This window comes from Paludibaculum fermentans (assembly GCF_051172195.1).
In the GTDB taxonomy this organism is placed as follows: domain Bacteria; phylum Acidobacteriota; class Terriglobia; order Bryobacterales; family Bryobacteraceae; genus Paludibaculum; species Paludibaculum fermentans_A.
Genome location: NZ_JBPJAQ010000001.1, coordinates 3,826,315 through 3,849,946, shown reverse-complemented (window position 1 = coordinate 3,849,946; position 23,632 = coordinate 3,826,315). Strand labels below are relative to the sequence as shown.

25 protein-coding genes are annotated in these 23,632 nt (G+C 61.5%); 21 read left to right on the top strand and 4 right to left on the bottom strand.

The features are described from left to right. Nucleotides 1-30 precede the first annotated feature (30 nt). Nucleotides 31-4,149 carry a DUF3857 domain-containing protein gene (locus tag ACR9Y2_RS15640; RefSeq protein WP_435042326.1) on the bottom strand — a complete coding sequence of 1,373 codons (4,119 nt, stop codon included), beginning with the start codon at nucleotides 4,147-4,149 and terminating at the stop codon, nucleotides 31-33. A gap of 291 nt (nucleotides 4,150-4,440) precedes the next feature. Here ACR9Y2_RS15640 and ACR9Y2_RS15635 point away from each other — a divergent pair, with 291 nt between their 5' ends. From ACR9Y2_RS15635 to ACR9Y2_RS15565, 15 genes are all read left to right on the top strand, one after another. Further along, complete coding sequence (locus tag ACR9Y2_RS15635) at nucleotides 4,441-4,863, top strand: hypothetical protein (protein WP_435042325.1); 423 nt, start codon at nucleotides 4,441-4,443, stop codon at nucleotides 4,861-4,863. 283 nt (nucleotides 4,864-5,146) lie between these two features. After that, nucleotides 5,147-5,854 carry a hypothetical protein gene (locus ACR9Y2_RS15630; RefSeq protein WP_435042323.1) on the top strand — a complete coding sequence of 236 codons (708 nt, stop codon included), beginning with the start codon at nucleotides 5,147-5,149 and terminating at the stop codon, nucleotides 5,852-5,854. 20 nt (nucleotides 5,855-5,874) lie between these two features. Further along, on the top strand, nucleotides 5,875-6,606 hold the full coding sequence (locus ACR9Y2_RS15625; protein ID WP_435042321.1) for a PspA/IM30 family protein: 732 nt from the start codon (nucleotides 5,875-5,877) through the stop codon (nucleotides 6,604-6,606). A 27-nt stretch (nucleotides 6,607-6,633) separates the two neighbouring features. Further along, nucleotides 6,634-8,202 carry a phosphate ABC transporter substrate-binding/OmpA family protein gene (locus ACR9Y2_RS15620; protein ID WP_435042320.1) on the top strand — a complete coding sequence of 523 codons (1,569 nt, stop codon included), beginning with the start codon at nucleotides 6,634-6,636 and terminating at the stop codon, nucleotides 8,200-8,202. Further along, nucleotides 8,202-9,035, top strand: a complete 834-nt coding sequence (locus tag ACR9Y2_RS15615) for an ABC transporter permease (protein WP_435042319.1) — start codon at nucleotides 8,202-8,204, stop codon at nucleotides 9,033-9,035. Before ACR9Y2_RS15620 ends, ACR9Y2_RS15615 begins: the two co-directional genes overlap by 1 nt. Then, nucleotides 9,019-9,843 (top strand): ABC transporter ATP-binding protein, encoded by an 825-nt coding sequence (locus ACR9Y2_RS15610; RefSeq protein ID WP_435042317.1) that lies wholly within the window; start codon nucleotides 9,019-9,021, stop codon nucleotides 9,841-9,843. The genes ACR9Y2_RS15615 and ACR9Y2_RS15610 overlap by 17 nt, the downstream gene beginning before the upstream one ends. A 61-nt stretch (nucleotides 9,844-9,904) precedes the next feature. Then, a complete protein-coding gene (locus ACR9Y2_RS15605) occupies nucleotides 9,905-10,810 on the top strand; it encodes a hypothetical protein (RefSeq protein ID WP_435042316.1) in 906 nt (301 codons plus the stop codon). A 2-nt stretch (nucleotides 10,811-10,812) separates the two neighbouring features. Beyond that, a complete protein-coding gene (locus ACR9Y2_RS15600; protein ID WP_435042315.1) occupies nucleotides 10,813-12,549 on the top strand; it encodes an ATP-binding protein in 1,737 nt (578 codons plus the stop codon). 281 nt (nucleotides 12,550-12,830) lie between these two features. Further along, entirely contained in the window at nucleotides 12,831-13,571 is a 741-nt protein-coding gene (gene aqpZ / locus ACR9Y2_RS15595; RefSeq protein WP_435042314.1) for an aquaporin Z, read from the top strand. A gap of 44 nt (nucleotides 13,572-13,615) precedes the next feature. Beyond that, nucleotides 13,616-13,915, top strand: a complete 300-nt coding sequence (locus tag ACR9Y2_RS15590; protein ID WP_435042312.1) for a ComEA family DNA-binding protein — start codon at nucleotides 13,616-13,618, stop codon at nucleotides 13,913-13,915. Nucleotides 13,916-13,971: 56 nt separating this feature from the next. Continuing rightward, nucleotides 13,972-14,406 (top strand): large conductance mechanosensitive channel protein MscL, encoded by a 435-nt coding sequence (gene mscL, locus ACR9Y2_RS15585; RefSeq protein ID WP_435042311.1) that lies wholly within the window; start codon nucleotides 13,972-13,974, stop codon nucleotides 14,404-14,406. Nucleotides 14,407-14,427: 21 nt separating this feature from the next. Further along, nucleotides 14,428-15,501, top strand: coding sequence for a DUF481 domain-containing protein (locus ACR9Y2_RS15580; protein ID WP_435042310.1), 1,074 nt, complete (start codon nucleotides 14,428-14,430; stop codon nucleotides 15,499-15,501). 210 nt (nucleotides 15,502-15,711) lie between these two features. Continuing rightward, a complete protein-coding gene (locus tag ACR9Y2_RS15575) occupies nucleotides 15,712-16,326 on the top strand; it encodes an RNA polymerase sigma factor (protein WP_435042309.1) in 615 nt (204 codons plus the stop codon). Next, on the top strand, nucleotides 16,323-16,562 hold the full coding sequence (locus ACR9Y2_RS15570) for a hypothetical protein (RefSeq protein WP_435042308.1): 240 nt from the start codon (nucleotides 16,323-16,325) through the stop codon (nucleotides 16,560-16,562). Before ACR9Y2_RS15575 ends, ACR9Y2_RS15570 begins: the two co-directional genes overlap by 4 nt. Nucleotides 16,563-16,567: 5 nt before the next feature. Further along, entirely contained in the window at nucleotides 16,568-17,371 is an 804-nt protein-coding gene (locus ACR9Y2_RS15565; protein ID WP_435042307.1) for a mechanosensitive ion channel family protein, read from the top strand. Nucleotides 17,372-17,446: 75 nt separating this feature from the next. Here the strand turns inward: ACR9Y2_RS15565 and ACR9Y2_RS15560 are convergent, their stop codons facing one another. Further along, entirely contained in the window at nucleotides 17,447-18,265 is an 819-nt protein-coding gene (locus tag ACR9Y2_RS15560) for a hypothetical protein (protein WP_435042306.1), read from the bottom strand. A 663-nt stretch (nucleotides 18,266-18,928) separates the two neighbouring features. Here ACR9Y2_RS15560 and ACR9Y2_RS15555 point away from each other — a divergent pair. The 4 genes from ACR9Y2_RS15555 (at nucleotide 18,929) to ACR9Y2_RS15540 (ending at nucleotide 20,705) form a co-directional block, all read left to right on the top strand. Continuing rightward, nucleotides 18,929-19,108, top strand: a complete 180-nt coding sequence (locus ACR9Y2_RS15555; RefSeq protein WP_435042305.1) for a CsbD family protein — start codon at nucleotides 18,929-18,931, stop codon at nucleotides 19,106-19,108. Between the two features lie 96 nt (nucleotides 19,109-19,204). After that, on the top strand, nucleotides 19,205-19,417 hold the full coding sequence (locus ACR9Y2_RS15550) for a DUF3185 domain-containing protein (protein ID WP_435042304.1): 213 nt from the start codon (nucleotides 19,205-19,207) through the stop codon (nucleotides 19,415-19,417). A 36-nt stretch (nucleotides 19,418-19,453) separates the two neighbouring features. Further along, nucleotides 19,454-19,618 (top strand): DUF3309 family protein, encoded by a 165-nt coding sequence (locus ACR9Y2_RS15545; RefSeq protein WP_435044869.1) that lies wholly within the window; start codon nucleotides 19,454-19,456, stop codon nucleotides 19,616-19,618. Between the two features lie 79 nt (nucleotides 19,619-19,697). Then, entirely contained in the window at nucleotides 19,698-20,705 is a 1,008-nt protein-coding gene (locus tag ACR9Y2_RS15540; RefSeq protein ID WP_435042303.1) for an NADP-dependent oxidoreductase, read from the top strand. Between the two features lie 39 nt (nucleotides 20,706-20,744). Here the strand turns inward: ACR9Y2_RS15540 and ACR9Y2_RS15535 are convergent, their stop codons facing one another. After that, nucleotides 20,745-21,644 (bottom strand): hypothetical protein, encoded by a 900-nt coding sequence (locus ACR9Y2_RS15535; RefSeq protein WP_435042302.1) that lies wholly within the window; start codon nucleotides 21,642-21,644, stop codon nucleotides 20,745-20,747. A 127-nt stretch (nucleotides 21,645-21,771) separates the two neighbouring features. Between ACR9Y2_RS15535 and ACR9Y2_RS15530 the strand changes: the two genes are divergently transcribed. Beyond that, nucleotides 21,772-22,299: a YeeE/YedE thiosulfate transporter family protein gene (locus tag ACR9Y2_RS15530; RefSeq protein WP_435042301.1), complete on the top strand. Its 528-nt coding sequence runs from the start codon at nucleotides 21,772-21,774 to the stop codon at nucleotides 22,297-22,299. Further along, nucleotides 22,292-22,828, top strand: coding sequence for a YeeE/YedE thiosulfate transporter family protein (locus tag ACR9Y2_RS15525; protein ID WP_435042300.1), 537 nt, complete (start codon nucleotides 22,292-22,294; stop codon nucleotides 22,826-22,828). Before ACR9Y2_RS15530 ends, ACR9Y2_RS15525 begins: the two co-directional genes overlap by 8 nt. A 16-nt stretch (nucleotides 22,829-22,844) precedes the next feature. On the opposite strand, the gene msrA is transcribed toward ACR9Y2_RS15525, so the two are convergent. Further along, nucleotides 22,845-23,516: a peptide-methionine (S)-S-oxide reductase MsrA gene (msrA, locus tag ACR9Y2_RS15520; RefSeq protein ID WP_435042299.1), complete on the bottom strand. Its 672-nt coding sequence runs from the start codon at nucleotides 23,514-23,516 to the stop codon at nucleotides 22,845-22,847. Nucleotides 23,517-23,632 lie beyond the last annotated feature (116 nt).

Below are 23,632 nucleotides of genomic sequence, written 5' to 3'. Positions count from 1 at the left end.
GTGCAGTTTGTTGCCACCATCCCCGGAACACTATTGCTTCCGGTCGCTCGGGATTAACGTCAGGATCCAGCCCAATTCGTCGTTGCGAACACCTTTCTTTCGGGCCTCGGCGAATGCGGATTCGGAGACCTCGCGGTTGCCGTACTCCCACTGCAGTTTGCCCTGGAGGATCCAGGGGCGGGCATCCAGTTGAGCCCAATCCTCCACTTCCAGTGCCCCGGTGAGGGAACTCCTGGCTTCATCTGCACGGTTCGCCTGCATCTGCAGGAATCCAAGGACATAGCTATTGTCGGGCTGAAGGTCCCCAGGCTTGAGGTCCTTCTGCACAAGCTCAATGGCCTGCGCGTCGGGCTTACCCGCGAGCAGGCTGCTCCAGGCGATGGAGAAGTGATCGTCAGCACTGGAGAACTCCAGCTTGCGAAGCTTTTCGATGTATGCGTTTGCCTGATCCGGCTTGCCTGCACGGAGGGTAGCCAGCACGGCCGCGCGCAATGCTGTGCTGTCATCCGGTGACTTCTTCAACGCTGCCACCGCATCCAGCTCAAGGTCCGTCCATTGTTTGAGACCGGTCCGGGCTTTGACGACGAAGGGAAAACTCTTGTCGGCAACGGGATAACTGGTTGAGAGATCCTTCGCTGATTTTAGAAGTTCGGCCCATTTGGAGGACTTCGCGTACGCTTGGCAGAGGGCCAGGTCGATGTTCCCGCGGTCCAGGCTGTCCTTGGCTCCGGCCCTTGCCTGCCGCAGGATTCCGATGGCCTCGTCGGAGACGGAATATGTGCCAATGAGACTCGCGGCCGTCACGCGGATCTTGAGGGCCTCAAGTCCCGGGCTATTGACTCCGGCCCAGAGGTAGCGGGCGGCGGGGCTATCGGAATTATTCGGGCCTCTTACTAGAACCTCCACGGTCCGGCCGGATGGAGGCTGGCCAGCGGGCGTGTATTGACCGTTTATAGCCAGATCGAGCCAGCGACGCGCGGAGCCGAGATCGTTCGCCTTCAACAGGTTCAGAACGAGTTTGCCGACGTTTTCCAGACTGGATGCGGTGGCGAGGATCTTATATTGGCCCTCTTCCTTGACGACATAAGTGGAGGAGATCGGGATAGCGGAGGCTGAGCCTGAAACTCGATACCCGAGGGTGTCTTCTCCGTGCTTTTCAAAGTCGAGAGAGCTCATGATGAGATCGATGACGCCTTCTCGGGAGAAGCCCAAGGAACGGAATCGGCCCCGGAGAGCCGCGAGCATACGCAGCAATTCCAGTTGAGCCTGCCCGGCCTCAGGGCCCAACACCTCCAATTTGGTCAGCAGCGGCCGTATGTCAGCGAGTTCCGCCCGGCCGGCGAACAACTTCAGATAGAACTGCCAAACCACGGAACGGGGGTCATCGTGGGGATAGCGGTTCTCGTCATAGCGCTTCAGCCGGGCCGTCGTGGAAAGACGTGTCTCCAGTTCGGGGCTGTTGTTGATCCTGCGAGCAGCTTTCAAGAGTTCAGTTGCCAAGTCATACCTCCGCAGCAAGCTGAGGGAAGCGGCGGCGCCGGCTATGGCGGTCGAACGGGCGGCCGAATCAGGAAGTTCGTTCTGTGCGTCAAGCAGAGCACGATCGGATCCATGAGCAAGCGCGGACTGCATGATTGAGAGCGTGGGCTTCAACCCGCCGGATGGGAGAGACTTGATCTCCGCCCCAGCTTCCGGGTATTTCCCCGAATAGATGAGGGCTATGACGAGGTTCTGATGGATGACAGCGTTCGGACCTTTTTCCAATGCCGTCCTGTAAAGCTGCACGGCCTCAGCCACGCGGGCGCCGGGACCATAGCGTTCGCCATCGGCATTATGCTCCAGGACAATGGCCAGGTCGATCTGAGGAACGAGCTTGTCTTCGGCGGTTTCGATGGCCTTCCTGTGGCTCTCTTCGGCGGCGGAGGGATTCCAGTTGCCGCGGAAGCGGCGGCCGAAGGAATCGTGCTGATAGGCCCAGCCGAGGGCTTGCCATGCATGCGATGACTTGGGATCGAGTTCAGCCGCTTTGCGACCGGCCGCGATGGCGGCTTCACCAGCGCCGGCAGCTACCAGGATGCGGGCCCACTTGGCCTGCGCAACTGAACTGGAAGGGCGGGCCAAGGCGTACTCCCGGGCGAGGCGGGCTGCCTCGGCCACTTTTCCCAGAGCCAGGGCATCGCTCGTGGCGGAAGTGAACTGAATCACCACCGGCGTTTCTTTCCACATGCGGCGAAGTTCGGTCCGCATCGCGGCGTATTCGGCGGGTGTGAGACGCCTCCGGCCCGTGTCGAAGCGAAAAACCGCCTCCACAGAGCCTGTCGCATCGTTCGTGTAGCTGGAACTGAAGGTGGCGGTCCCCAACTTCAGGGTTTCATTCGCCGGTAGAGATTTGATCGTGAGAAATGATGGATACGTGATCCGGTAGTGATAGTCGCATTGATAAGCCTGTGGAAGAACGAAGTCGTGAACACGAGCAATCTCTTTTTCCGACCCGGCGTTGGCCGCGCCTGTCGGAGCGAGCCCGTAAGGCAGGGAAGCGAACACAAAGTGAGAGAAGAGGCCGGCCGCTGCCTGATCCTCGTCGGTGGCTCCGCGTCCAGCGTTGTTCATCGTGACTTTCAAGTTAAACGGCTGAGTGAAATCGTCACCACGGGTAGCGGAGTAGTCGCCGAGCTTTTCAGCCAGAAAAACCTGCTTCACCTGGGCTTCCAAAGTCTCTTTGACCTTCGATGGTTCTGAGTCACCATATCGGGCGCGGAGTTCCGACTCGGCGGAACCGTAGCCCTCTATTGATTCCGTAATAACGGATTTCCCGAACTCGGGCAAACGAATCTCGATGCGATGAATCGATCGGTTCTCAGAAGAGGTGGATTCCGGCGTCTTCACGAGCGTCGTGCTGGAGGGAGTGGCGATGAGCGCCAGGCGCCCCTGATCCTGAGTGGGCAGATCTCCTACCCGGGTGTATTGGGCGGTGGCATCGATCCAGAACGGTTGAGGACCATCGACATAGACAATTGCGTGATTGAACTGGCCGAGCCCAGGCAGTTCCGGATTGACGTCAAGCCCTGTTCCGGACGATAGGAGCACGACATTGGCCTTGAGGCCCGAGGCCCGGAGCATGGAGACCAGAAGCGTCGCCTTGTCTTTGCAATCTCCGTAGCGCCGCGCGAGCACGTCGGATGGAGCAGCCGGGACGATGGCTGCATCTGCCAGTTCGAGTCCTGTATAACGGACCTGTTTGTGAAGCAGCGCTGTCAACCTGGCGGCGATGGCGAGAGGGGTCTCCCCGGACTTGGGAGGGTCGAGCGGGCTACCGGGCCCCGCTGTGCCGATGCGTCCGTCGACAACTGTGGAATAGCGAGCCGCAACTTCCTGCCACGAACGACCCGTCGAAAACTCAAAGACCGGCTGTGACGCGACATCAAAGGGTAGCGACGATTCCCATTCCTTCCTGACGGGAATGGGACCCCAGTCGCAATCAACGTGCACTCCCGATTTCGTTTCCGAACTCCGAATTGTGTCTTTCGGAAACATTTGAGAAGAGAATCGAAATGAGGCTCCGGGTGCGGCATCGATGACCAGATGGAATCGTTGAATGGAAATCGAGTCCCATACGCTGATTCTGTGGACCGCGCCAGCCTCGAAGAGGGGGGCATTCTCCCTGACAACGATTTCGAACTCGACGAGTGAACCGCTGGCGACGGCCGGCAAGGGAGCCCGCAGGACCCGGCGGTCAGAAAGAACATTGGAGCCAAACTCCTGGGCCGGTGCCTCGGATGCGGTCTTCGAATCCAACCAGTGGCTGGCACCGTCGGCCGTGAGCACCCGGGCGCGCAATTCCGGCCGGCGTTGATACCAAGGCGCATATTCCTGCTCGAGCGAGGACCAGTCCTCGACACCGTCCGTGGTGAGAACGCGGTAGACCTTCCGCAGGATGGCGGTGGTACGCCCTTGTGGGTCAATCAAGTAGCGCTGCTCGTCCAGAAGCACGATGGCATCCGCCCCGTCCGGCGCTGAGACTGCCTTGGCGGCTGCCACGGACCGGGTCGTGTCTTTCGAAAACGGGACCGTCCAAGGGGCGTCGCCAGGGACAGTCTGACCAAAGGCGGTTCCGGTGGCAATGAGGAAAAGAACGACAAAGCGAGGCATGACGAAATGACTAGGCTAACAGAAAGCGACCTGCCTTTCCGTCTCGATCCATTTTGATTTTGCGAGCCAGGTCTAACTTTAATGTCCGGATTCGACCAATGACGCGTGTAAAGAGCGGACGGGCGAAGCGGGAATAGAATCGGAGCAAGTCGAGACCGCGCCTGGCGGCGAATTCAGGCTACGCTCCGCGCGATGACTGTTCGCAGTTTCATGATTCAGGTAGCGAGATTAATTTTCTTTGGTATTTAAGACCCCTTTCTATACAATTGAACGAGAAACGAGAACACCGCCATGGATACAGATAGTGAATCGCGTAACCTAGCCGTAACGCTGGATCAGGTCCTGAAGAAGTACGGAAAGATCTGGATCTGGTCGATCCTGATGACATTCGGCGCCACCGAGTTCATGCGAACGATGAGCGGGATGAATCTGCTGACATTCAATACCCGCTCAGGCCAATTCCACGGCCAAGCCGGAGATGCGGTAATCCGTTTTATTTCGGGGGGGATCGAGTCTGTCGCCTGTTTCCTGTCCATATTCTGGCTGTTCCAATTCATGGTGAGCGAGATACTGCCAATGTTCTTCGAGGTCGCAGGCGAGGCGGAGATCTCAGATGGTGCCCGATTGCTCTACTGGGCTTTCGGCGCAACCCTGATTGGCATCGGGGCGGAACTAGGCGGCATGATCCTGCTGGGCCTGATGCAACTGCGCTAGCGGCGTCGGGAGACCCTTCCAAAGTCCTCCGAAAGAATCCATGCCGGATCCTCCGGAAGATGGAACATTCGTGAGAGATGTTACGTTTTCTGTGATGTGGAGGACGTCTGTGACCGATTCCAGACACCCTGTGATGTCGATCGAGCAAAAAGTGAAGTACCCCGGGCGGATGGTCCTTGTGACCCTCGATTAGCCCAGTGAGGTCCTGGACCTGTCCAGGGCAGGGTATGGTTTGACTTTAATCCATTCATAGTCCTACGCTTACCGTGAGGGAAAAGCTGCGATGAGCAAGAAGTGGTACAACTACTTCGTTTCGGTGGACTCTGTGACGGGGGAGCCGGCTTCAGGCGGCGAGACCGGCGAGAGCACCGCGGGACCGGGTGCGGCGGCTCCAGTGAGCGCGGCCGACGAGATCGCGAGCCTGGCCCATTCCATTCAACCAACACCCGCGCCGAAGTTTGCCAACCCGGTGGCGGATCCGGCCTCGTTTGCCCAGATTTACGATGCCGCCGAGGTGCGTGTGCCGGCCCACGGCTTCACCATCTTCAAGATTGCCGACATGCTGAAGAGCGAACACATTCGCAGCCTGCCGGTGGAGATCAAGCGCAGTTCAGTGTTGCTGGCCCTGGATGCGGCGGGCGTGAAACTGCAGGAGATCATTGAGGACGCGGTGCATCGCGACCGGGCGCTGGATACGTTTGAAGCGGTGCAGCAGCGGGCGCTGGATCAACTGGAAACCCGCAAGGCCGACGAAAACAAGAACCTACAAGCGGAAGCCGACCGGGTGCTGAACGAGTTGCGGGCGAAGATCCAGGCCAACAACGACGAAGTCACGAAAGAGCGCGAGCGCCTGCAGGGCTGGCGATTCCAGAAGCAGCAGGAAGAGCGCCGGATCTTTGATGCGGTGGCTCCGTTTGTGCCGGAAAACCCAATCACCACCGGCCCCGCGGTGCCGGCAAAGGCAGAGTCCAGTAAAGTACCCGGCAATTAGCCGGGAAGGAGCAGTGATTCATGATGAACCGCCTGTCGCGGATCTTTCGTTCGTTTTTCGGTTTCTTCATCTCCATTGCCGAGGATCCCGAACTCATCCTCGAGCAGAACATTCGCGACATGAACGATCAGGTTCCGCGGATGAATGAGAGCATCGCGATGGTGAAGGCCAACGTGACGCTGCTGGAGAAGGAAGAGTCGAAGTATCAGGCTCAACTGAATGACCTGGGGGCCAAGGTCAAGGCCAGCATTCAGGCAGGTCGGGACGATCTGGCAGGGCAGTTTGCCATCCAACTGGAGCAACTGCGCGGAGCGCTGGCGCGCACGCAGGGCCAGTTGACGACGGCACGGTCGGCTTACGACAAGGCCCTAAACGTCAAAAAGGCGTTCCTGCGCGAGAAAGAACGGAAGACGAACGAGGCGATGAACGCGATTCGCGATTACCGCCGTTCGAAGTGGCAGAAGCAGGTGGCCGATGCCATGGAGCAGTTTGAAGTTGCGGGGATCAGCCAGACGCACGATGAGATGGTGCGGAAGATCGAAGAGACGACGGCGGTGAACGAGGCGCGGATGGAGATGGCAATCGGCAATGTGGACCAGCAGCGGTTCCAGATTGAAGAAGACGCCGAGAAGCTGCGCGCGGCCGAACTGGTGAAGCAGTTCAAGGCGGAGATGGGATTGATGACGCCTTCGGCGTCGACACCGGCGCCGGAGAAGACAATCGGCGGCCGCGAGCAGGATCGCACCAGCTAGTTACAGGAAGCGACCTAAGAGGCAATCATGGCAATACGAATCGAAAAAGGCGGGTGGGCGTTCATCTTTGTGCTGGGCTTGGGCCTGGTCGGCTACAGCCTGGACCGGTATGGGGTGGTGAACCTGTCGGGCTTGCTGGGTAAGGGCGGCGAGAGGGCGGCGACCAAGTCGGCTGTCGATACGTCGAAGCCGCTGCCCACAACGGGCGACAAGGAATCGAACGAAGTCCGAGTCAGGGTGAATATCTGGGTGGGCTGCGTGGGCGGCCTGGTGGCCAACGGCGGCCTGGATACCGCGCCAGGCTCGATCTATGACAAGAAGGGCATCAAGGTTTCGTTCAAGATCATTGACGACTGGACGGAAGGCACGGCCGCGCTGGCGTCGAACAATGTCGATGTCATGCTGACGACGGCCGATGTCTGGGCCAAGGATTACGCGCAGCTCGCCGAGAAGGGTTTCCACGCCCGGGCAGTCTACATGGTGGACTGGTCGCGCGGCGCTGACGGCGTAATTGGCAAGCAGGGCGTCAACAGCATTGAAGACCTGGCAGGCAAGAGTGTGGCGTTCGCGCCATACACGCCGTCGCACTTCCTGCTGTGGAACGGACTGAAGACGTCCGGCCTGACGACGGAGCAGCGGACGGAGATCTTTGCCAAGGCCGTACATACTAAGGACGGCATCGAGCCGGCGACACTCTTCGCGCAACAGAAGGTGGACGCGGCGGTGGCCTGGGATCCGGACATGAGCGACGCGGTGGCGAAGCGCAAGGGATCGAAGAAGATCTACGACACGCGCGTGGCGAACCGTTTGATCGCGGACATCCTGGTGGTGAGCGACCGGTTCTCGAATGCCTCCCCGCAGACCCTGCGGAAGTTCCTGGAAGGCTGGCTGGAGGGCGTGGAGTTCATCAAGCAGCAGCCGTCGCGGGCACATACGCTGATCGGGACGATCAAGGACTTCAACATCCCGGCCGATCTGGCAAAGACGATGTTGGAAGGCGTGCGGCTGAGCGACTACGCCGACAACAAGGCGTTTTTCGGCCAGGGCGCGGGCAGCGACTATCACAACATCATGGGCATGGCGCAGGACATGTATCGCGAGATGCGGCTAGTCAAGGGCGTGCCGGATCTGGAGGGCAGTGTGGACCGGCGGTACGTGGCCGGCATGGAGGGCAAGTTCTCGTCGACCTCGACCGAGGCGCCCATCGAGTACAAGGCTCCGCCCAAGGGAGCAACGCCGATCGCGACGCAGCGCCGGGCGATCTACTTTGAGACGAACTCGGCGGCGATGAGTATGGATTCGCGGGCTGTGGTGGATGAGATCGGCGGCATGATGCGGGCGTATGAGAATACGGTGGTGGACATCGACGGCAACTCCGACGCCACGGGTTCGCGCGAGGTCAACATGTCCCTCTCGCGGGAACGGGCCGAGACGGTGAAGAGCTATCTCATGAAGAAGTACGGCTACCCGGCCAACCGCATGCGGACCGCTGGGAATGGTCCGGACAAGCCGATCGACAACAACGACACGCCTGAGGGCCGCGAGAAGAACCGCCGCACGGATATCAAGATTTACGCGAATCCGGCGGGACAATAATGGCACACACATCCACTATCCGCCGGCCCCTTGCGAAGCAGTGGCAATTGGGACTCGGCGTCGCTGCGTGGACGTTGGTGGTGGTGGTGTGGTTTGTGCTGACGCGCGGCGACCTGCTGCCGCCGCTGGCGCTGCCGGACCCGGCGGGCGTCGTGACAGCGATGGTCCGGCTATGGACCGAGTACGACCTGCTGGGCAATGTGTTCCAGAGCTGGTGGCGGATTGCGCAGGCGTTCGGCTGGTGCGTGGTGGTAGCCATACCGCTTGGCCTGATCATGGGCAGCTTCCCGTGGGTGTATCACTTTGTGAACCCGGTGGCGGCGCCGATGCGGTCGATGCCGATCACCGCCTTCCTTCCGGCGTTCATCGCCCTGTTCGGCATGGACGAGGGGATGAAGGTAGGGTTCCTGTTCTTCGGGATGTTCTTCTACCTGTTGTCGCTGGTGGTGGAAGAAGTGAATAAGGTAGACAATGCGCTGCTGGAGACGGCCTACACGCTGGGTGCCAACGTACCGCAGGCGGTATGGCTGTTGTTCCGGGCGTCGTTTCCGGCGATCTTCGGTTCGTTCCGAATCCTCTACGACATTGGCTGGACTTATGTGATTCTGGCCGAGATGGTGAATTCGCGGCGCGGCGTGGGCTACATGGTGGAAGCGGCGCGCAAGGTTCTGGATTTTGAGCGAGTGTATGCGGGCATCATCGCGATCGGCGTCGCGGCATTCCTGTTCCGATGGCTGCTGACGGCTCTGGAGAGCCGGCTATTCCCCTGGCAACAACCGGCGCTTCGCACAGCGGCTCCGCCCGTTCCTACCGGCCATGCAACAAAAAAGTAAGATTATCCTCCGCAATGTAGCCCGGGTCTTCACCAACGCCGCCGGCGAGAAGATCGAGGCGCTGCGTGACGTGAACTTCGAAGTGGAGGACGAGTTCGCTCCCGATGGCCGGGACATTGGGGAGTTTCGGGTGTTGCTGGGTCCGTCGGGCTGCGGCAAGTCGACGATTCTGCGGATGATCGCGGGTCTGGACTTTCCCACGCAGGGCGAGGTGCTGATGAATGGGCGGCCGGTAACAGGGCCGGGCTCGGACCGCGGCATGGTGTTCCAGAAGTACACGTCGTTCGCCTGGCTGACGGTCTCGAAGAACATCGAATACGGGCTGACGATCAAGGGCACGCCAGAGGCTGAGCGGAAGGAGATTGTGTCGCACCTGATTGACGCGGTGGGGCTGCGGGGGTTTGAGAACGCCTATCCTCATACGCTTTCGGGCGGCATGCAGCAACGGGTGGCCATCGCGCGATCGCTGGCGGTGCGGCCGCAGGTGCTGCTGATGGACGAGCCATTCGGGGCCCTGGACGCACAAACGCGCAATGAGATGCAGGACCTGCTGCTGCGCATCTGGGACGAGACGGCGGCCACGGTGCTGTTCGTCACGCACGATGTGGCGGAGGCGGTGTTCCTGGCGGACCGGATGTATATCGTCAGTTCGCGCCCAGGCACGATTGTGGAGGAGATTCCGGTCCCGTTCGGACGGCCCCGCGACCAGGGGTTGAAGGAGCAGCGTGAGTTCCAGGACGTCGAGGCGCACGCCCTGGCGCGATTGCGCAGGGCTGGTGGCGCGGGCCAGGTGCGCGTCAGCGTTTAGAAGCCGTGGCGGTTGGCCGGCGCACCCTTATACAATCGATTAGCAGACATACGCGTCGCACATGCCCAATGACAAGCCCAGTTTCGGTACCGAGTTGAAGGGTGCTATCAACCACAAGCTGGACGAAGCGGGCCTTTCGCAGCAGGACTACGTCAAGGCGGCCCTGAAGTGGCAGTACAACTGGATCGGCCTGGCCGGAGCGGCGGCGTTCGCAGTTGTTTCGGGCACCGGGCTGCCGTTGATCCTGGCCGCGGGGCTGGAATTGATGTACGTCGCCCTGGTGCCGCAGAGCAGCCGGTTCCGGCGGCTGGTGCGGTCGTGGAAGTATGCCGGCGAAAAACGAGAGCACGACAAGCGGCTGGAAGAAATGTACAAGAACCTGCCGCCGGAGATGCGCAGCCGGTATGCGTTCGTCCAGCAGGTGTCGCAGGCGATCCGTACCAACTACCAACAGCTTTCGGCCAGCTCGCAGATCTTTGCACGGCAGATGGCGGAGCGGTTGGACGGCCTGCTGGAAGGCTACGTGCGGCTTCTGTTCACGGCCAACACGCACCGCGAGTACTTGAAGTCGCTGAATGCGGATCAGGTGCGGAGCGAGGTGGCGTTCCTCGAAAAGTCGCTGGAGAAGAACACACCGAAGGTGCAGGAGATCAACCGGCGGCGGATTGAGATCCTGCGCAAGCGCGTGACGAAGTTCGAGAAGATCCAGGAGAACCGGCAGGTGATCGACGCGCAGTGCGCCGCGATCGAGGACGTATTGCAACTGATCCGCGACCAGTCGGTGACGATGCGCGACCCGCAGGAAGTGAGCGCGCAGCTCGAGAACCTGGTACTCGATGTGGAACAGACCGAGCAGAGCGTACGCGAGATGGAAGAGATTTATGCTCTCACCGCGCAGGAGAGCGATGAACTGCGCCTGCCCGACGCCGGCGGGGATCCCCCGCAGCAGAACCGTGTCCGGAACTGAATATGAGCTCGACCACACCGCCCTCCCCGCTGGAGCCGCTACCCGCATGGGCGCGCCGGCTCTCTGAGAAGTACTATTCGCGGACGCTCGCCATGTTCGTGCTGCACGGCAATGTGCACGACCTGGTGCCATGGCGGCGGGGCGACCGCACAGAGTATGTGCCGTTGTCCAGGTTCCTGAACGAGGGGCTGTTCGGGCGCCGCGACCTGGTGCTGAGTTACGACCGGGGCGGCGGCATCACGTTCGCGAACAATGACGTGCAGGCCGATTTCCAACGGGCCCTTGTGGGCTACGATTCGTTCCACGGTACGAAATACACACAGGGGCTACCGCGCAATCCGGACGCGGTGCTGACCCTTATCGAGAGCTACCTGCGGCTGCGGGTGATGGACCACAAGAAGATAGCGCTGATGCTGGATTTCGCGGACTCGATTGTCCCGGCCAGCGACTCGGCGTCGATGGGATCAGAAGACCGCAATTGCCTGGTGATGCTGAAGCGCTGGGCGCAGAACCAGAACTTCCTAAAGGCCGATTTCACGGTTTGCCTGATCACTGAGAGCCTGGCGGCGCTGAATGCGGGGCTGGTGCAGAATCCGGGCGTCTCGGCAATCGAGATCCCCTTACCGGACGAGGCGGAGCGCATCGAGTTCGTCAAATGGCAGATGGCGGCCACTCCGCTGCCGGAAGGCTCCGAGGTGACGGCCGAGACTCTGGCGAAGCTGGGCGCAGGCTTGAAGCGCGTCCAACTGCAAAACCTGATTTCGCACGCCTGTGAGAACAAACAGCCGCTGACGGTGGCCTTTCTCACGCGGCTGAAGAAGGAACTGATCGAAGCCGAGTCGGGCGGACTGCTGGAGTTCGTGCAAAGCCGCTTTGACCTCTCGATGGTGGCGGGTCTGGATCAAGCCAAGAAGAAGCTGCAAGACGCGGCGGCGGCGCTGCGGGCGGGCCGCTTCGACGTGCTGCCCATGGGCTATGTCATCTCCGGTCCGGTGGGCACCGGCAAGACGTTCCTGACGAACTGCTTCGCGGGCGAGGTGGGGATTCCGGCGGTCATGCTGAAGAACTTCCGCAGCATGTGGCAGGGTGTCACCGAGGCCAATCTGGAACGAGTATTGACGCTGCTGAAAGCGATGAGCCCCATCGCAGTCGTGGTGGACGAGGCGGATGCTCAACTGGGCGACCGGTCGAGCTCAGGAGACAGCGGCGTAGGCAACCGTGTGTTCGCGCAGATCGCGCAGTTCATGGGCAACACGGAGCTGCGCGGCAAAGTCATCTGGTTTCTGCTGACCTGCCGGCCGGATCTGCTGCCAGTGGACCTGAAGCGGCAAGGGCGGGCGGAAGAGCACATCGCCCTGTTCTATCCGCGGACCGACGGCGAGCGGCTGGCGATGCTGCGCGCCATGCAGAAGAAGACCGGAACCCGTGTGGCGTCAGAGGAAGCCGAACAGTTCTTCCTGGCTAATGCGGGCCGGCTCTCGGGCGCCGATACGGAAGCCGTACTGGTGCGAGCCCGGATGAAGAGCGCGCTGGAAGGCGACACCACTGTGGATGTCGATGACCTGAAGGCCGCTATCGCCGACTTCATTCCACCCAGCTACCCTGACGAGATCGAGCTGCAGAATCTGGTGGCAGTGCTGGAGTGCACTTCGCGCAGCCTGCTGCCGGACGAGTATCGGACGATGGACCGGGGCGAGATCCAGCGGCGGGTGGCCGAACTGCTGGCCCTGGCGCGCTGACGCGAAGCTCCTCACAACGTCCAACCTGCTGACGAACCGGGCCGTATTGGGCCCGGCTTCCCTGCCCCGGCCAAACCTCGGCCCACCCACCTCGCTGGCCCCAGTCGCATTGCGCCACATGCTCCTCTAATTTTTTCGTGGCGGATGTGACTTCCGCCAGGGGCCGGCTGTCAGAGGGAATGGAAGGGAAGATTTCTAACTTGAAACGGGCCATCCGCGGCGCCCTGGCGGCGCCAGTTGGCGGACAGGCCCGGCCAACGTCCAGCAACCAAACGCTCCCCATGAAGAACCCAATTCGTCTCCTCAACCGCTGTTCAGCGGAATTCCTCGGCACGTTCTGGCTCGTATTTGGAGGGTGCGGCAGTGCCGTCCTGGCCGCCGCATTCCCAGGTCTTGGCATCGGCTTTGCCGGTGTGGCGCTGGCCTTCGGCCTCACAGTGCTCACCATGGCCTATGCCATCGGACATATCTCCGGGTGTCATCTGAATCCGGCGGTCTCGATTGGGCTGGTGGCGGCCAAGCGCTTTCCCCTGGAAGAGCTACCGGCTTATGTCGCTTCGCAGACGGCTGGCGCCATCGCCGGAGCCGGGGTCCTGTACGTAATTGCCAGCGGCAAAGCCGGCTTCGACGCCAGCGGCGGCTTCGCATCAAACGGGTTTGGCGTGCACTCGCCAGGCGGCTATTCGATGCTGGCCTGCCTGCTCGCCGAAGTCGTGCTTACGTTCTTCTTCCTGTTCATCATCCTGGGCGCGACAGACCGCAGGGCGCCTTCGGGCTTCGCACCTGTGGCGATCGGTCTCGGCCTCACACTGATTCACCTCATCGGCATCCCGGTAACGAACCTGTCGGTCAATCCCGCGCGCAGCACGGGACCGGCATTCTTCGTTGGCGGATGGGCGATTGAGCAATTGTGGCTGTTCTGGGTCGCACCCATCGTTGGCGCGATCCTGTCCGGTCTACTGTACCCGGCACTGGCTGGAGCAGCGGAACTCAACACGTTTGCCACTGATGACAAGCCCTGATCGTGTCCGGCGAAAACATTTCGGTTCAAGGAGAATTTGACCCCATGAAGATCATTCAACTCGTGCCCGCGCTGCTGATCGCGGCCTCGCTATTTGCGGCTCCGCAAACCGCCACCAAGGCCGCCACCCAGGCAGCCAAAACAGCTCCGGCAGCAGACCTGCTGGATCTCAATTCCGCCACGATCGATCAGCTGGAAGCATTGCCGGGTATCGGCAAAGCGTACGGTGAACGGATCGTCAAAGGCCGCCCCTACAAAGGCAAGAACGAGCTGGTGGACAAAAAGATCCTGCCCGCCACCGTCTACTCGAAGATCAAGGACAAGGTCATCGCCAAGCAGAAGTAACCCCGTGGAAGCAGCACCCATCTCGGACAGCAGTAAGCAGAAATAAGGAAACCGGAATGTTGAAAGATTTCAAAGCCTTCGTCATGAAGGGCAACGTATTGGACCTGGCGGTGGCGGTCATCATCGGAGCGGCGTTCGGCGCCATCGTGACCTCGATGGTGAACGACATCATCATGCCGCCCATCGGCATGCTGCTGAGCGGCATCGATTTCAAGGAACTGTTCCTGACGTTGAATGGACAGCACTATGCATCCCTGGCAGCGGCGAAAGCGGCGGCGGCCCCAGTGATCGCCTACGGCACGTTCCTCAACTCAGTGATCAATTTCCTGATCGTCGCCTTCGTCATCTTCGTGGTCGTGCGCGCGGCCAGCAAGCTGCAAAAACCGGCGCCCCCGGCGGCAGCCGTTACCAAGGACTGCACGTTTTGCTTCACCGCGATCCCGATTCCGGCCACGCGGTGCCCGCACTGCACTTCGCAACTGGCGGGCTGACAGGACAAGCGGAAGAACACCATGTCAACTCTCAATCTCAAAGCGCTGCCCGGAGTGTGCTTCCTGACGGCCATGACTCTCGTCACAGCGATGGGCGATCAGATCGTGCTGAAGGACGGCGATCGCGTGACCGGCAGTATCGTCAAAAAGGATGGCCAGACCGTCACCATCCTTAGCAAGAACTTCGGAGCGGTGACCCTCAAGTGGGACGACATCCAAACCGTGAAGACCGACCAGCCGCTGAACGTGGTGCTGGCCGGCGACCAGACGGTGAAGGCCAACATCCAGACCCAGGATGGCCGCGTCGCGGTCGAGGCGCCTGGTGGTCCACGCGTGGTCGAACCCGGCGGTATCGTCGCGCTGAGGAACGACGCGGAACAGAGAGCGTACGAACGGTTCCGTCATCCGGGCCTGCTGGACCTGTGGACCGTCAACGGAAGCCTGAGCCTGGCGGGCACTAAGGGCAATGCGAAGACACTCGTGATCACGACACCGTTGAATTTCGCACGCGTTTCGAGCACCAGCCGGACCACTGCCTACTTCAACTCCATCCGGTCGTCGGCCACCATCAACGGCGTGAATGCGCAGACTGCGAATGCGATTCGCGGCGGGTGGGGTTACAGCCGGAACCTGACGAGTAGGCTGTTCCTGAACGGCTTCAACGACTATGAGTACGACAAGTTCCAGTCACTGGACTTGCGCGTCGTACTGGGCGGCGGCGCCGGCTTTCACGCCTGGAAAGGGAAGAACGGCACGCTGGACCTGGTGGGCGGCGGCGCCTGGAATCGTGAAAAGTTCGACCCCGCCCCGAAGGCGGCGTTCACCCGCAACTCGGCCGAAGCTTACTGGGGCGACGACCTGGCCTACAAGCTGAGCGCCAGAACCAGCCTGGTGCAGAGCTTCCGCATGTTCAACAACCTTTCGACGACCGGGCAATACCGCATGAACTTCGACGTGGGCGCGACCACGGCGTTGACAAAGTGGTTGACCTGGAATGTCTCGGTCAGCGACAGGTACCTGAGCAATCCGGTACCGGGACGGTTGGCCAACGATCTGCTTTACACTACCGGACTCGGATTCACGTTCGCCCGGTAGTAGGAATCGGAGGCGACGGGATCGGGGCCGGAGGATTGCCCCGATCCCCTTTTTCATTTCGCGGGCGGCGGAAACAGTGCGGCCGGAAAATGTTGCGGCAGCCAGGAGCTCTCCGCAGCCAGGAAAGACAGGGTCCTCATCTCATTCTTGAAACAAGATGCAAGATTCTGTTTTAAGCCAGGAAGTCCGAAGTTATGAGATGCTCATCGCATGGCGGATGAGTCCGGACACGAGTGGGAAGATCGCGACGAGGAACTTCTGCGCGCCGTCAGGGAGGCGCCCGAAGGTGACCTGAGGGCCTTTGAGCAGCTGATTGAGCTTTACCAGAAGCGAATTCTGGCGGACTGCCGTTACCTGACCCGCGATGAGAACAATTCGGAGGATCTGGCACAGGAGGTGTTCGTGAAGGCATTCTTCGCTTTGCGCACGTTCGAGGGGCGCTCCACCTTTCGCCACTGGCTGCAGCGGATCAAGGTACACCACTGCCTGAATCACTTAAAGAAGCGCGGGGGCAAAGAGTCGCTCTCCCTCGACGACTCGTCAATGGAACTGCACGAACAACTGCACGTGCCGGCCGAAGCTGAACGAAAACTGGAAGAGGAAGGGCAGCGGCAGCGGGTGGGCGAGATCCTGAACTCGATGCCATCCACCCTCCGCATCCCGCTGGTGATGTGCGATATGGACGAACTCTCGTATGAGGAAATAGCGGCTTCGCTGGGCATCGGACTGTCCGCGGTGAAGATGCGTATCAAACGCGCGCGGGAGCTGTTCCGGTTCCGGTATGCCGTGGAGGAAGCAGCGGCGGCCGGGAGGGTGGCACAGTGAACCCGGAGAACGGCAAGCCGGTGGACCAGGAGACAGGGCAGGCAATCCTGGCGCTGAGAGACCAGGAGTTGGAAACGTCTCCGGCCTTCGTAGCCAAGGTTCGCAGGAGTATTCACCGGCGGACCACCGCGGCCCAGGTGGCGGGTTACTCCTGGCACCTGCCAAAGGTGACCCTGCTCGAGATGGCACGACTGCTGGGCCACGTGGTGAAGACGGTGAGCAAGGACAAGGAGTAGTTGCCGTGAAGGAAAAACTCATACAGGCCTTCGGTGGGCTGTTGGATTCCACCATCGCCGCGGCCCCCAAAGTCGTAGTCGGCCTGCTGCTGGCCGCGGCGGCCCTGCTCATCGCAAAACTAGTTGAGCGCATTCTGCGAAAAGCATTGGTCCGCATGCGGCTGGACGACCTGGTGGCGAGGGCCGGCATCGACCAGGCGATCCACAGGATCGGCATCCGTCAGGAGTTGACCGTCCTGCTGCCCCGCCTCGCCTATTTCCTGATTCTGCTGGTCCTGGCCCGAACCGCGGGCGATGCGCTGGGATTGGACGCCATCTCGGGTGCGATCGGGGCATTTTTCGCGTACCTGCCGAATATTTTCGCGGCGCTGGTGCTGCTGATTCTGGGCAGTACCGCCGGACAGTTCATCGGACAGATTGTCAGCCAGTCGGCCGAGAGTTCAGGGATTGAGTTCGCACCCGCGCTGGGTAAGCTGGTCTCCGGCGCGATCCTCTTTGTGTGCGCCATGATGGCCATCGCACAACTGAAGATCGACACCGACATCGTGCGGATTGTGACCGGACTGGTGCTGGGGGGCGCCTCGCTGGCTTTCGGACTGTCCTTTGGCTTGGGGACGCGCGACGTCATCCGCAACATCACGGCCGGATTCTATGCCCGCAAGGTACTGACCATGGGCAAGCCGCTGGAGATCGCCGGCCAGCAGGGAGTTCTGCGCGCCATCACGGCGACGCACATCGTCCTGCAGTCCGACAATGGTGAGACGACGATTTCGAACGCGAACATTCTCGATCACGTGACGAAGCAGTGACCCACTGCAAAGGGAAACGCGCGCCAGGGGTTTGATGTCCCCTGACGCGCGCGGGTCACGTTCGCATCGATCGATTTACAGCACCACGGTGATGGCGAGCCGCACACGTGGGTATTGGCGGTTGTAGAGATAGTAGCCATCGTCATACTCGACATAGACGTCGTCCTGGTCATACCAGTTCTCAGCCCAGTATTCCGGCCACGGATCCACCATCATGAAGGAGAATCCGCCGTATTCGAAGCGCGGGAAGCCCATGTACATGACCGGCCGGCTGCGGATGCGGAAGTAGTGCTGCGGGCCGAATTGCAGCGAATAGCGATCGGCCGGGATGAAGTATCCGCCGTAACCGCCGCGCTGCCGCCATTCGCGGTGCTCGGTTTCCCAGTGCCGGGCGCGGGATTGCTGCCAATCGCGCTGGCCTTGCCAGGCGCCCGGGCGCACCCAGCCGCGCTTCTGCTGCCAGGACATCGCATCCTGGCGTGAACGTTGTGGAGGAGCCTGGTAACTGCGCTGCTCTTGCCGGCGCGGCGCCTGCTGCTGCGGTTGGGGCCGTGACTGTTCGCGCTGCTGCCGCTGGCGCTGCTCATCCTGCGCCCGATGTTGTTGCTGAGGCGGCCCGGCCTGCGGGCGAGGCGACTGCTGAGCTTGAGGCTGATGCTGCTGCTCGCGCGACTGAGGACGGGCGCGCTCCTGTTGCGCAGGCGGCCCGCCCCGCTGCTGCTGCCCGCGCGGCTCTGCCTGCTGCGGCTTGCCTTCACGCTTCTCGCCCTTGCCCTGCTTCTCTTTTTCCTTTTCTTGCCCTTGGCCTGCCATGACCGGCACACAGGTCCCTAAGAGGACCGACAGGGCGGCGATACTGGCGATTCGTTTGACATGCATGGTGAACTTCTCCATTACGACTCGAAGACAGTCTTTCCATTGCAGGTGAAGGTCCGAACCGTAGCCGGCGATGGAAACCGTAAACCATGTCGAAGCACACCCGCAGCGGCCGGATCCAGTCCCGGCAGACTAACCCACTAACGCCGTGCGGTCAGTTGACCTGATTTGGTCAGTGCATTGGCTCTCGCTCACAACGTTGACTGGATGGAAGGTATCTGAAGGCCGTATGGGTGCGGTTGATCCGCAGGTGATTGGAGCCGATCCTATCTACGACGCAGACAAGGATGGACTGGCGGAACGGGTAGAAATTGCCGTGCGGCATTGCCCGCTTTGGCCCGTTTTACCTCAAATTTGCCCCGTTCGGCCCTCCAGCGCCATGGATTTTTACCGAACAGCACTCTGGACCTTCGTGTGCATTAGGAAACGCAGATGCGATCCGCCGCGAACAATCCTGAGACCTGGACGTCCAATGGGCGGCCGAGTCCCGGGGTTGCAGCCGGGCGTGGTTGTGCCAGCGGAATGATCTCCCATAGTCGAGCATCATTCAGCCCCCGCCCTGCTGTTTCGAATGGCCCGGTTCAACCGGTTGCGATTCGGGACGCGGCGCGGAGAGCATCTCCGTCCCGCCGTTGACGACATCGCCGGGGCGTGCTGGCAGACCCCAACAAGGAGAACTCAATGAATTCGAGCACAAAGAACCAAGTGGAGGGCAAGTTCCACGAGGTCAAAGGCAAGGTCAAGGAGAAGGTTGGCGAAATCACCGACAACCCGAAGTTGAAGGGTGAAGGCCAGGGTGAAAAGATCGCCGGCAAGCTCCAGAAGAAGGCCGGCCAGATCCAGAAGGTATTCGAAAAGTAGCCCAACAACCGTGCGGCGGACGGCGCCACAGCCGGGAGCAAGCTTCGGGCCGCCTGGAGCCTCCGCCGCGCAACACCGCCACGAAAGGAAACCACAATGCAGAAAACGCTGGGAGTCGTCCTGATCGTCCTGGGCCTGATCGGACTGGCCTGGGGCGGCTTTACTTACACGACCAAGGAGAAGGTCGTCGACTTGGGCCCGATTGAGGCAACGCGGGAGAAGTCGCACAATGTTCCGCTACCGCCAGTGGCTGGCGCGGCGGCACTGCTTGGCGGCGTTGCGCTTGTGGCCACTTCGAAGGCAAGGTAGTCCGCAGCCGGCTCCACTGGGGCTGGCGGAAAAGGAATCTGCTGTATGTTGATCCTATTGATCATTCTGATATTGGTACTGGGCGGAGGCGGCGGTTACTACGGCCATAGCCGCTGGGGCTACGGCGGAGGCGCCGGGATTGGGCTTGGGACCATCCTGCTGCTCGTCCTGCTGCTCTACCTGCTCGGCATGCTTAGGTGAACGCCGCGTGCGAATCGTGACGCGCTGGTTCGCACGCAGCTCTGTTTCCTCACCCCTGAGATCGGCGTAGTGTGAATGCATGACCTTACCCGATCGCAATCGCCGTTTTCTATTGGCCCGGGTGCCGGAGGGGATGCCGCAGGAATCTGATTTCCTGCTGGAGGAGGAGGCAATCCCCGCTTGCCCCACAAACGGCGTGCTGGTGCGTTCCCTCTGGATTTCCGTGGATCCCTACCTGCGCGGGCGCATCAGCGGCGTCCGTACCTACGTCGATCCCATCCTCACAGGCTCGCTGATGGAAAGCGCGGCCACCGGCCAGGTGGTCGAGTCACAAACTCCCCATTTCAAAAAAGGCGACTTCGTAGCCGGCATGTGGGGCTGGCAGGACTACGCGGCGGTGGATGCCGCCAGGGTCCGGCTGGTGGATCCCCATGAAGCGCCCATCCAGACAGCCCTCGGACTGCTGGGCGGTACGGGCATGACAGCCTATTTCGGCCTGATCGAGCTCTGCGCTCCCAAAGCGGGCGAGACCGTACTGGTATCGGGAGCGGCCGGTGCCGTCGGGTCCGCAGTAGGCCAGATCGCCAAGATTCTAGGCTGCCGCGCGGTGGGCACCGTCGGCACCGATGCCAAAGCGGAGTACATCCGGTCCCTGGGTTTCGATGCGGCACTCAACTACCGTACGGAGCTGCCCTATAAGGAATCCCTGCGGCGCGTTTGCCCCAACGGCATAGACTGCTACTTCGACAACGCGGGCGGAGAGCTGACGGACGCCGCCATGGCCCTGATGAACTTCCGGGGCCGTGTCTCGGTGTGCGGCCAGATCTCGCAATACAACGACAGGTCGCAGGATGTGGGCCGCCGACCCTTCACGGAGATCCTGGTGAAGCAGCTCAGGGTGGAAGGTTTTATCGTGACGCGTTGGGCGAGCCGGTTCGCCGAGGGCCGAAAGCAGATGGCTCTCTGGCTGAAGGAAGGCCGCCTGCGGTGTGAGGAGACGGTCTATGAGGGCCTCGAGAGCACGCCCAGGGCATTCATCGGCCTGTTCCGCGGTGAGAACACGGGCAAGGCACTGGTGCGCGTCTAGCGGCGGCCTCATGGGGCCTCTCACACCGCCCCATTCCCATCACGAATTCGGCATGAGAAACTGCGCTGCCTCTTCGGCGCCCGCCGCCCGGCACACGGTGGCCAGCAGTTTCGTGAGCGGCAGAAAGTGCTCTAGTGGTGCTTGCCCATGCAGAGCCGCCAGCGCCTCTTCCCAGCCTCCGTCCAGCAACGCATCGATCCATTCCGGACATACCGTCTCCGAGGCTCGCATACCCAGCACCGAGAGAGCCTGCTGGACCTCCAACAACTCCTGTCCGCCATCGGAGTCCCAGCGGGACGCGGGCAGGTTCGCGCTCCACGCTGCGTTGTACAGGCCGAACCAGTATAGGCTCCAACTATAGGCCCGGCGGGCTTCATCCGGTAGCAGGGGACCCAGGGCCCCCCCGGCGTCGCTCCACATCTGGCCGAGCAGGTGATGCTGCCAGTGACCCGCATCGCGGAAAAGCGCGGCAGCCGGCAATTCCTGCTGTATGCGGGTCTCCCGGGCTCGCGAGACGGCTTCGCGGCGCTCTGCCACCACAGGCGCTTCCGGCAAGGTCACGCGCAGCGGCGGAGGCACGGCCAGCCGGGCATTCGGATGCGGTGCACCGTCATTGCCGGCGCGCGGCAGGCCCGACCCGTCGAGTGCGTACAGCTTATTCATGACGCGGCCGTGGGCTTCCATGCGCCGGTCGTTTTCCTCCAGCGAGGTGAACATCACACCTGGCGGAACCAGTGCCTCCAGCGCGGCGTGAAAATGAGGCGAAGCGCCGGGTTCCCTGCCGAAAAAGAAGAAATCACCCCAGCGTTCCTCGATCTCGGCTCGCGCCCAGGTGGCTTCGAGCGAATCAACGTCGGCGTCGAAGCAGGCCCGCCAAGCCTCAAGGGCCGCTGGGAATTCGCCCTGGTCGAGTAAGGTTGCCCAGTCCGTGGATGCCATGGATCCAGTTTCCACCGAAAGCGGAGACGCATTGCCGGAGTGTCACCAAGCTGCCTCATTTGCATCTCTCTCCCCAGGCGGCAGAACTCCGCCTGGATTCCGCCCGCACCCGGAAGAGAGCGTTTCGATGAACATCCTGAGCCTGCGCCGTTGGTCGCCCTATGCCGTGGGCAGCCTGATCGGCGTGCTGTCGTGGTTTGCGTTTGTCACGGCGGACCGGCCGCTGGGGGTCTCCACCGCCCTGGCCAAAACCGCCGGCATGGTGGAGCGAACCTTCGCCCCCGCCTATGTCGACGCCAACCCGTATTTCAAGAAATTCCCGCCCGCCGTGGACTGGGAGTGGATGCTGGTCGCGGGAATTTTCCTCGGCGCCTGGGTGAGCGCCCGGCTCTCCGGAGACAAACCGGAGTCCACCATCCCCGCCCTCTGGCGACGCCGGTTCGGTCCCTCCCCCGCGGCCCGCTACGCCGCGGCCTTCGTGGGCGGCGTGATTATCGCGTTCGGGGCGCGCCTGGCCGGAGGCTGCACCAGCGGCAACGGCATTAGCGGGTCCCTGCAACTGGCCGTGTCCGGCTGGCTCTTCTTCGCCTGCCTGTTCCTCTCCGGCCTGGCAACAGCGTTTGTGCTGTATGGGAAGGAGTCCAACCTTGACTGACACCGCTCCGCGACTGCTGCTGGGCCTGTTTACGGGCTTTCTGTTCGGCTTCTTCCTCCAGAAAGGCCACGTGGCAAAGTTCCGTGTGATCGTCGGACAATTCCTGCTGCGCGACTTCACCGTCCTGAAGACGATGCTCACCGCCATCGTCGTGGGCGGCATTGGCGTTTATACCCTGAAGTGGATGGGCCTGGCGGCGCTCCACGTGAAACCGGCGCCGCTGATCGCAGTGACCCTGGGCGGCCTGGTATTCGGCGTGGGTATGGTTCTGCTGGGCTACTGTCCCGGGACCGGGGTCGCCGCCGCCGCCGAAGGCCAGCGCGATGCTCTATTCGGAATCCTCGGCATGTTCGCGGGTTCCGCTATCTTCGCCGAGTTCTACGGGCTGCTGTCCTCCACCCTCATGAAGTGGTACGACTTAGGCCCGGTCACGATTTCAGGACTCCTGGGTGTGCCTGCCTGGTCCGTCCTGGCGGTACTCACGGCAGGCGCCCTGCTCCTGTTCCGTCGACTGGAGCGAGCCAGATAGCGGCGCGCTTGCGCCATTACTTCCGCTTACGCACGCAACCCGGGTAGAGCTTCTTAAGCTTCTCCACCTTAGGGTCTGACACGTTCACGATGTACGGATTCTCGTGGTTCAGCGTGGCGTAGTTCTGATGGTAGTTTTCGGCTGTGTAGAACTTGTCCAGCGGCACCACCTGGGTCACGATGGGCTTTTTCAGCACCTGTGCCTCGTTGATCTGCTTGATGTAAGCCTCCGCTACGCGCTTCTGTTCCTCATTGGCATAGAAGACCGCGCTGCGGTACTGCGGCCCGATATCGGCGCCCTGGCGGTTGAGCGAGGTCGGGTCGTGCGCCACACTGAAGAAGATCTTCAGTAACTGGCCATACGAGATCTTCGACGGCTCAAACGTAATGAGAATCGACTCGGCGTGGCCCGTCCGGCCCGTGGAGACGATGTCATACTTGGCGCTGTCTTTGGTGCCGCCGGCATAGCCGGAGATCACGTCATCCACGCCTTCCACCATCTCGAAGACCGCCTCGGTGCACCAGAAACAGCCGCCGGCCAGCACCGCCGTCTGCCTGCCCGGAGCGGGCTTGGCATCAACCACGGGGTCAGGGAAAGTTCCGGTCGCCGCGGTCATCACCGCACCCCCGCCGGCGAGCGTCGCGAACAGTAAGGCCGGAAGCCGGCCGAGAATCGTTTTGATCGCCATACGTACATTTATCACCTATTGGTATAGATGAATTCCCCTCCCCCTTGGCACCGGACTATTTTAGAACGAACCAGGCGACGCGGGCCGGTTTCCAGCCCATTGGATTGCACGCCGTG

Excerpts from the sequence above, each read along its gene's own strand:
- ACR9Y2_RS15530 (WP_435042301.1), top strand. The coding sequence starts at position 21,772 with ATGAACATCCTGAGCCTGCGCCGTTGGTCGCCCTATGCCGTGGGCAGC.
- ACR9Y2_RS15610 (WP_435042317.1), top strand. The coding sequence starts at position 9,019 with ATGCAACAAAAAAGTAAGATTATCCTCCGCAATGTAGCCCGGGTCTTC.
- ACR9Y2_RS15555 (WP_435042305.1), top strand. The coding sequence starts at position 18,929 with ATGAATTCGAGCACAAAGAACCAAGTGGAGGGCAAGTTCCACGAGGTC.
- ACR9Y2_RS15635 (WP_435042325.1), top strand. The coding sequence starts at position 4,441 with ATGGATACAGATAGTGAATCGCGTAACCTAGCCGTAACGCTGGATCAG.
- aqpZ (WP_435042314.1), top strand. The coding sequence starts at position 12,831 with ATGAAGAACCCAATTCGTCTCCTCAACCGCTGTTCAGCGGAATTCCTC.
- ACR9Y2_RS15560 (WP_435042306.1), bottom strand. The coding sequence starts at position 18,265 with ATGGAGAAGTTCACCATGCATGTCAAACGAATCGCCAGTATCGCCGCC.
- ACR9Y2_RS15605 (WP_435042316.1), top strand. The coding sequence starts at position 9,905 with ATGCCCAATGACAAGCCCAGTTTCGGTACCGAGTTGAAGGGTGCTATC.
- ACR9Y2_RS15580 (WP_435042310.1), top strand. The coding sequence starts at position 14,428 with ATGTCAACTCTCAATCTCAAAGCGCTGCCCGGAGTGTGCTTCCTGACG.
- ACR9Y2_RS15630 (WP_435042323.1), top strand. The coding sequence starts at position 5,147 with ATGAGCAAGAAGTGGTACAACTACTTCGTTTCGGTGGACTCTGTGACG.
- ACR9Y2_RS15615 (WP_435042319.1), top strand. The coding sequence starts at position 8,202 with ATGGCACACACATCCACTATCCGCCGGCCCCTTGCGAAGCAGTGGCAA.
- ACR9Y2_RS15535 (WP_435042302.1), bottom strand. The coding sequence starts at position 21,644 with ATGGCATCCACGGACTGGGCAACCTTACTCGACCAGGGCGAATTCCCA.
- msrA (WP_435042299.1), bottom strand. The coding sequence starts at position 23,516 with ATGGCGATCAAAACGATTCTCGGCCGGCTTCCGGCCTTACTGTTCGCG.
- ACR9Y2_RS15550 (WP_435042304.1), top strand. The coding sequence starts at position 19,205 with ATGCAGAAAACGCTGGGAGTCGTCCTGATCGTCCTGGGCCTGATCGGA.
- ACR9Y2_RS15625 (WP_435042321.1), top strand. The coding sequence starts at position 5,875 with ATGATGAACCGCCTGTCGCGGATCTTTCGTTCGTTTTTCGGTTTCTTC.
- mscL (WP_435042311.1), top strand. The coding sequence starts at position 13,972 with ATGTTGAAAGATTTCAAAGCCTTCGTCATGAAGGGCAACGTATTGGAC.
- ACR9Y2_RS15540 (WP_435042303.1), top strand. The coding sequence starts at position 19,698 with ATGACCTTACCCGATCGCAATCGCCGTTTTCTATTGGCCCGGGTGCCG.
- ACR9Y2_RS15600 (WP_435042315.1), top strand. The coding sequence starts at position 10,813 with ATGAGCTCGACCACACCGCCCTCCCCGCTGGAGCCGCTACCCGCATGG.
- ACR9Y2_RS15620 (WP_435042320.1), top strand. The coding sequence starts at position 6,634 with ATGGCAATACGAATCGAAAAAGGCGGGTGGGCGTTCATCTTTGTGCTG.
- ACR9Y2_RS15640 (WP_435042326.1), bottom strand. The coding sequence starts at position 4,149 with ATGCCTCGCTTTGTCGTTCTTTTCCTCATTGCCACCGGAACCGCCTTT.
- ACR9Y2_RS15590 (WP_435042312.1), top strand. The coding sequence starts at position 13,616 with ATGAAGATCATTCAACTCGTGCCCGCGCTGCTGATCGCGGCCTCGCTA.
- ACR9Y2_RS15575 (WP_435042309.1), top strand. The coding sequence starts at position 15,712 with ATGGCGGATGAGTCCGGACACGAGTGGGAAGATCGCGACGAGGAACTT.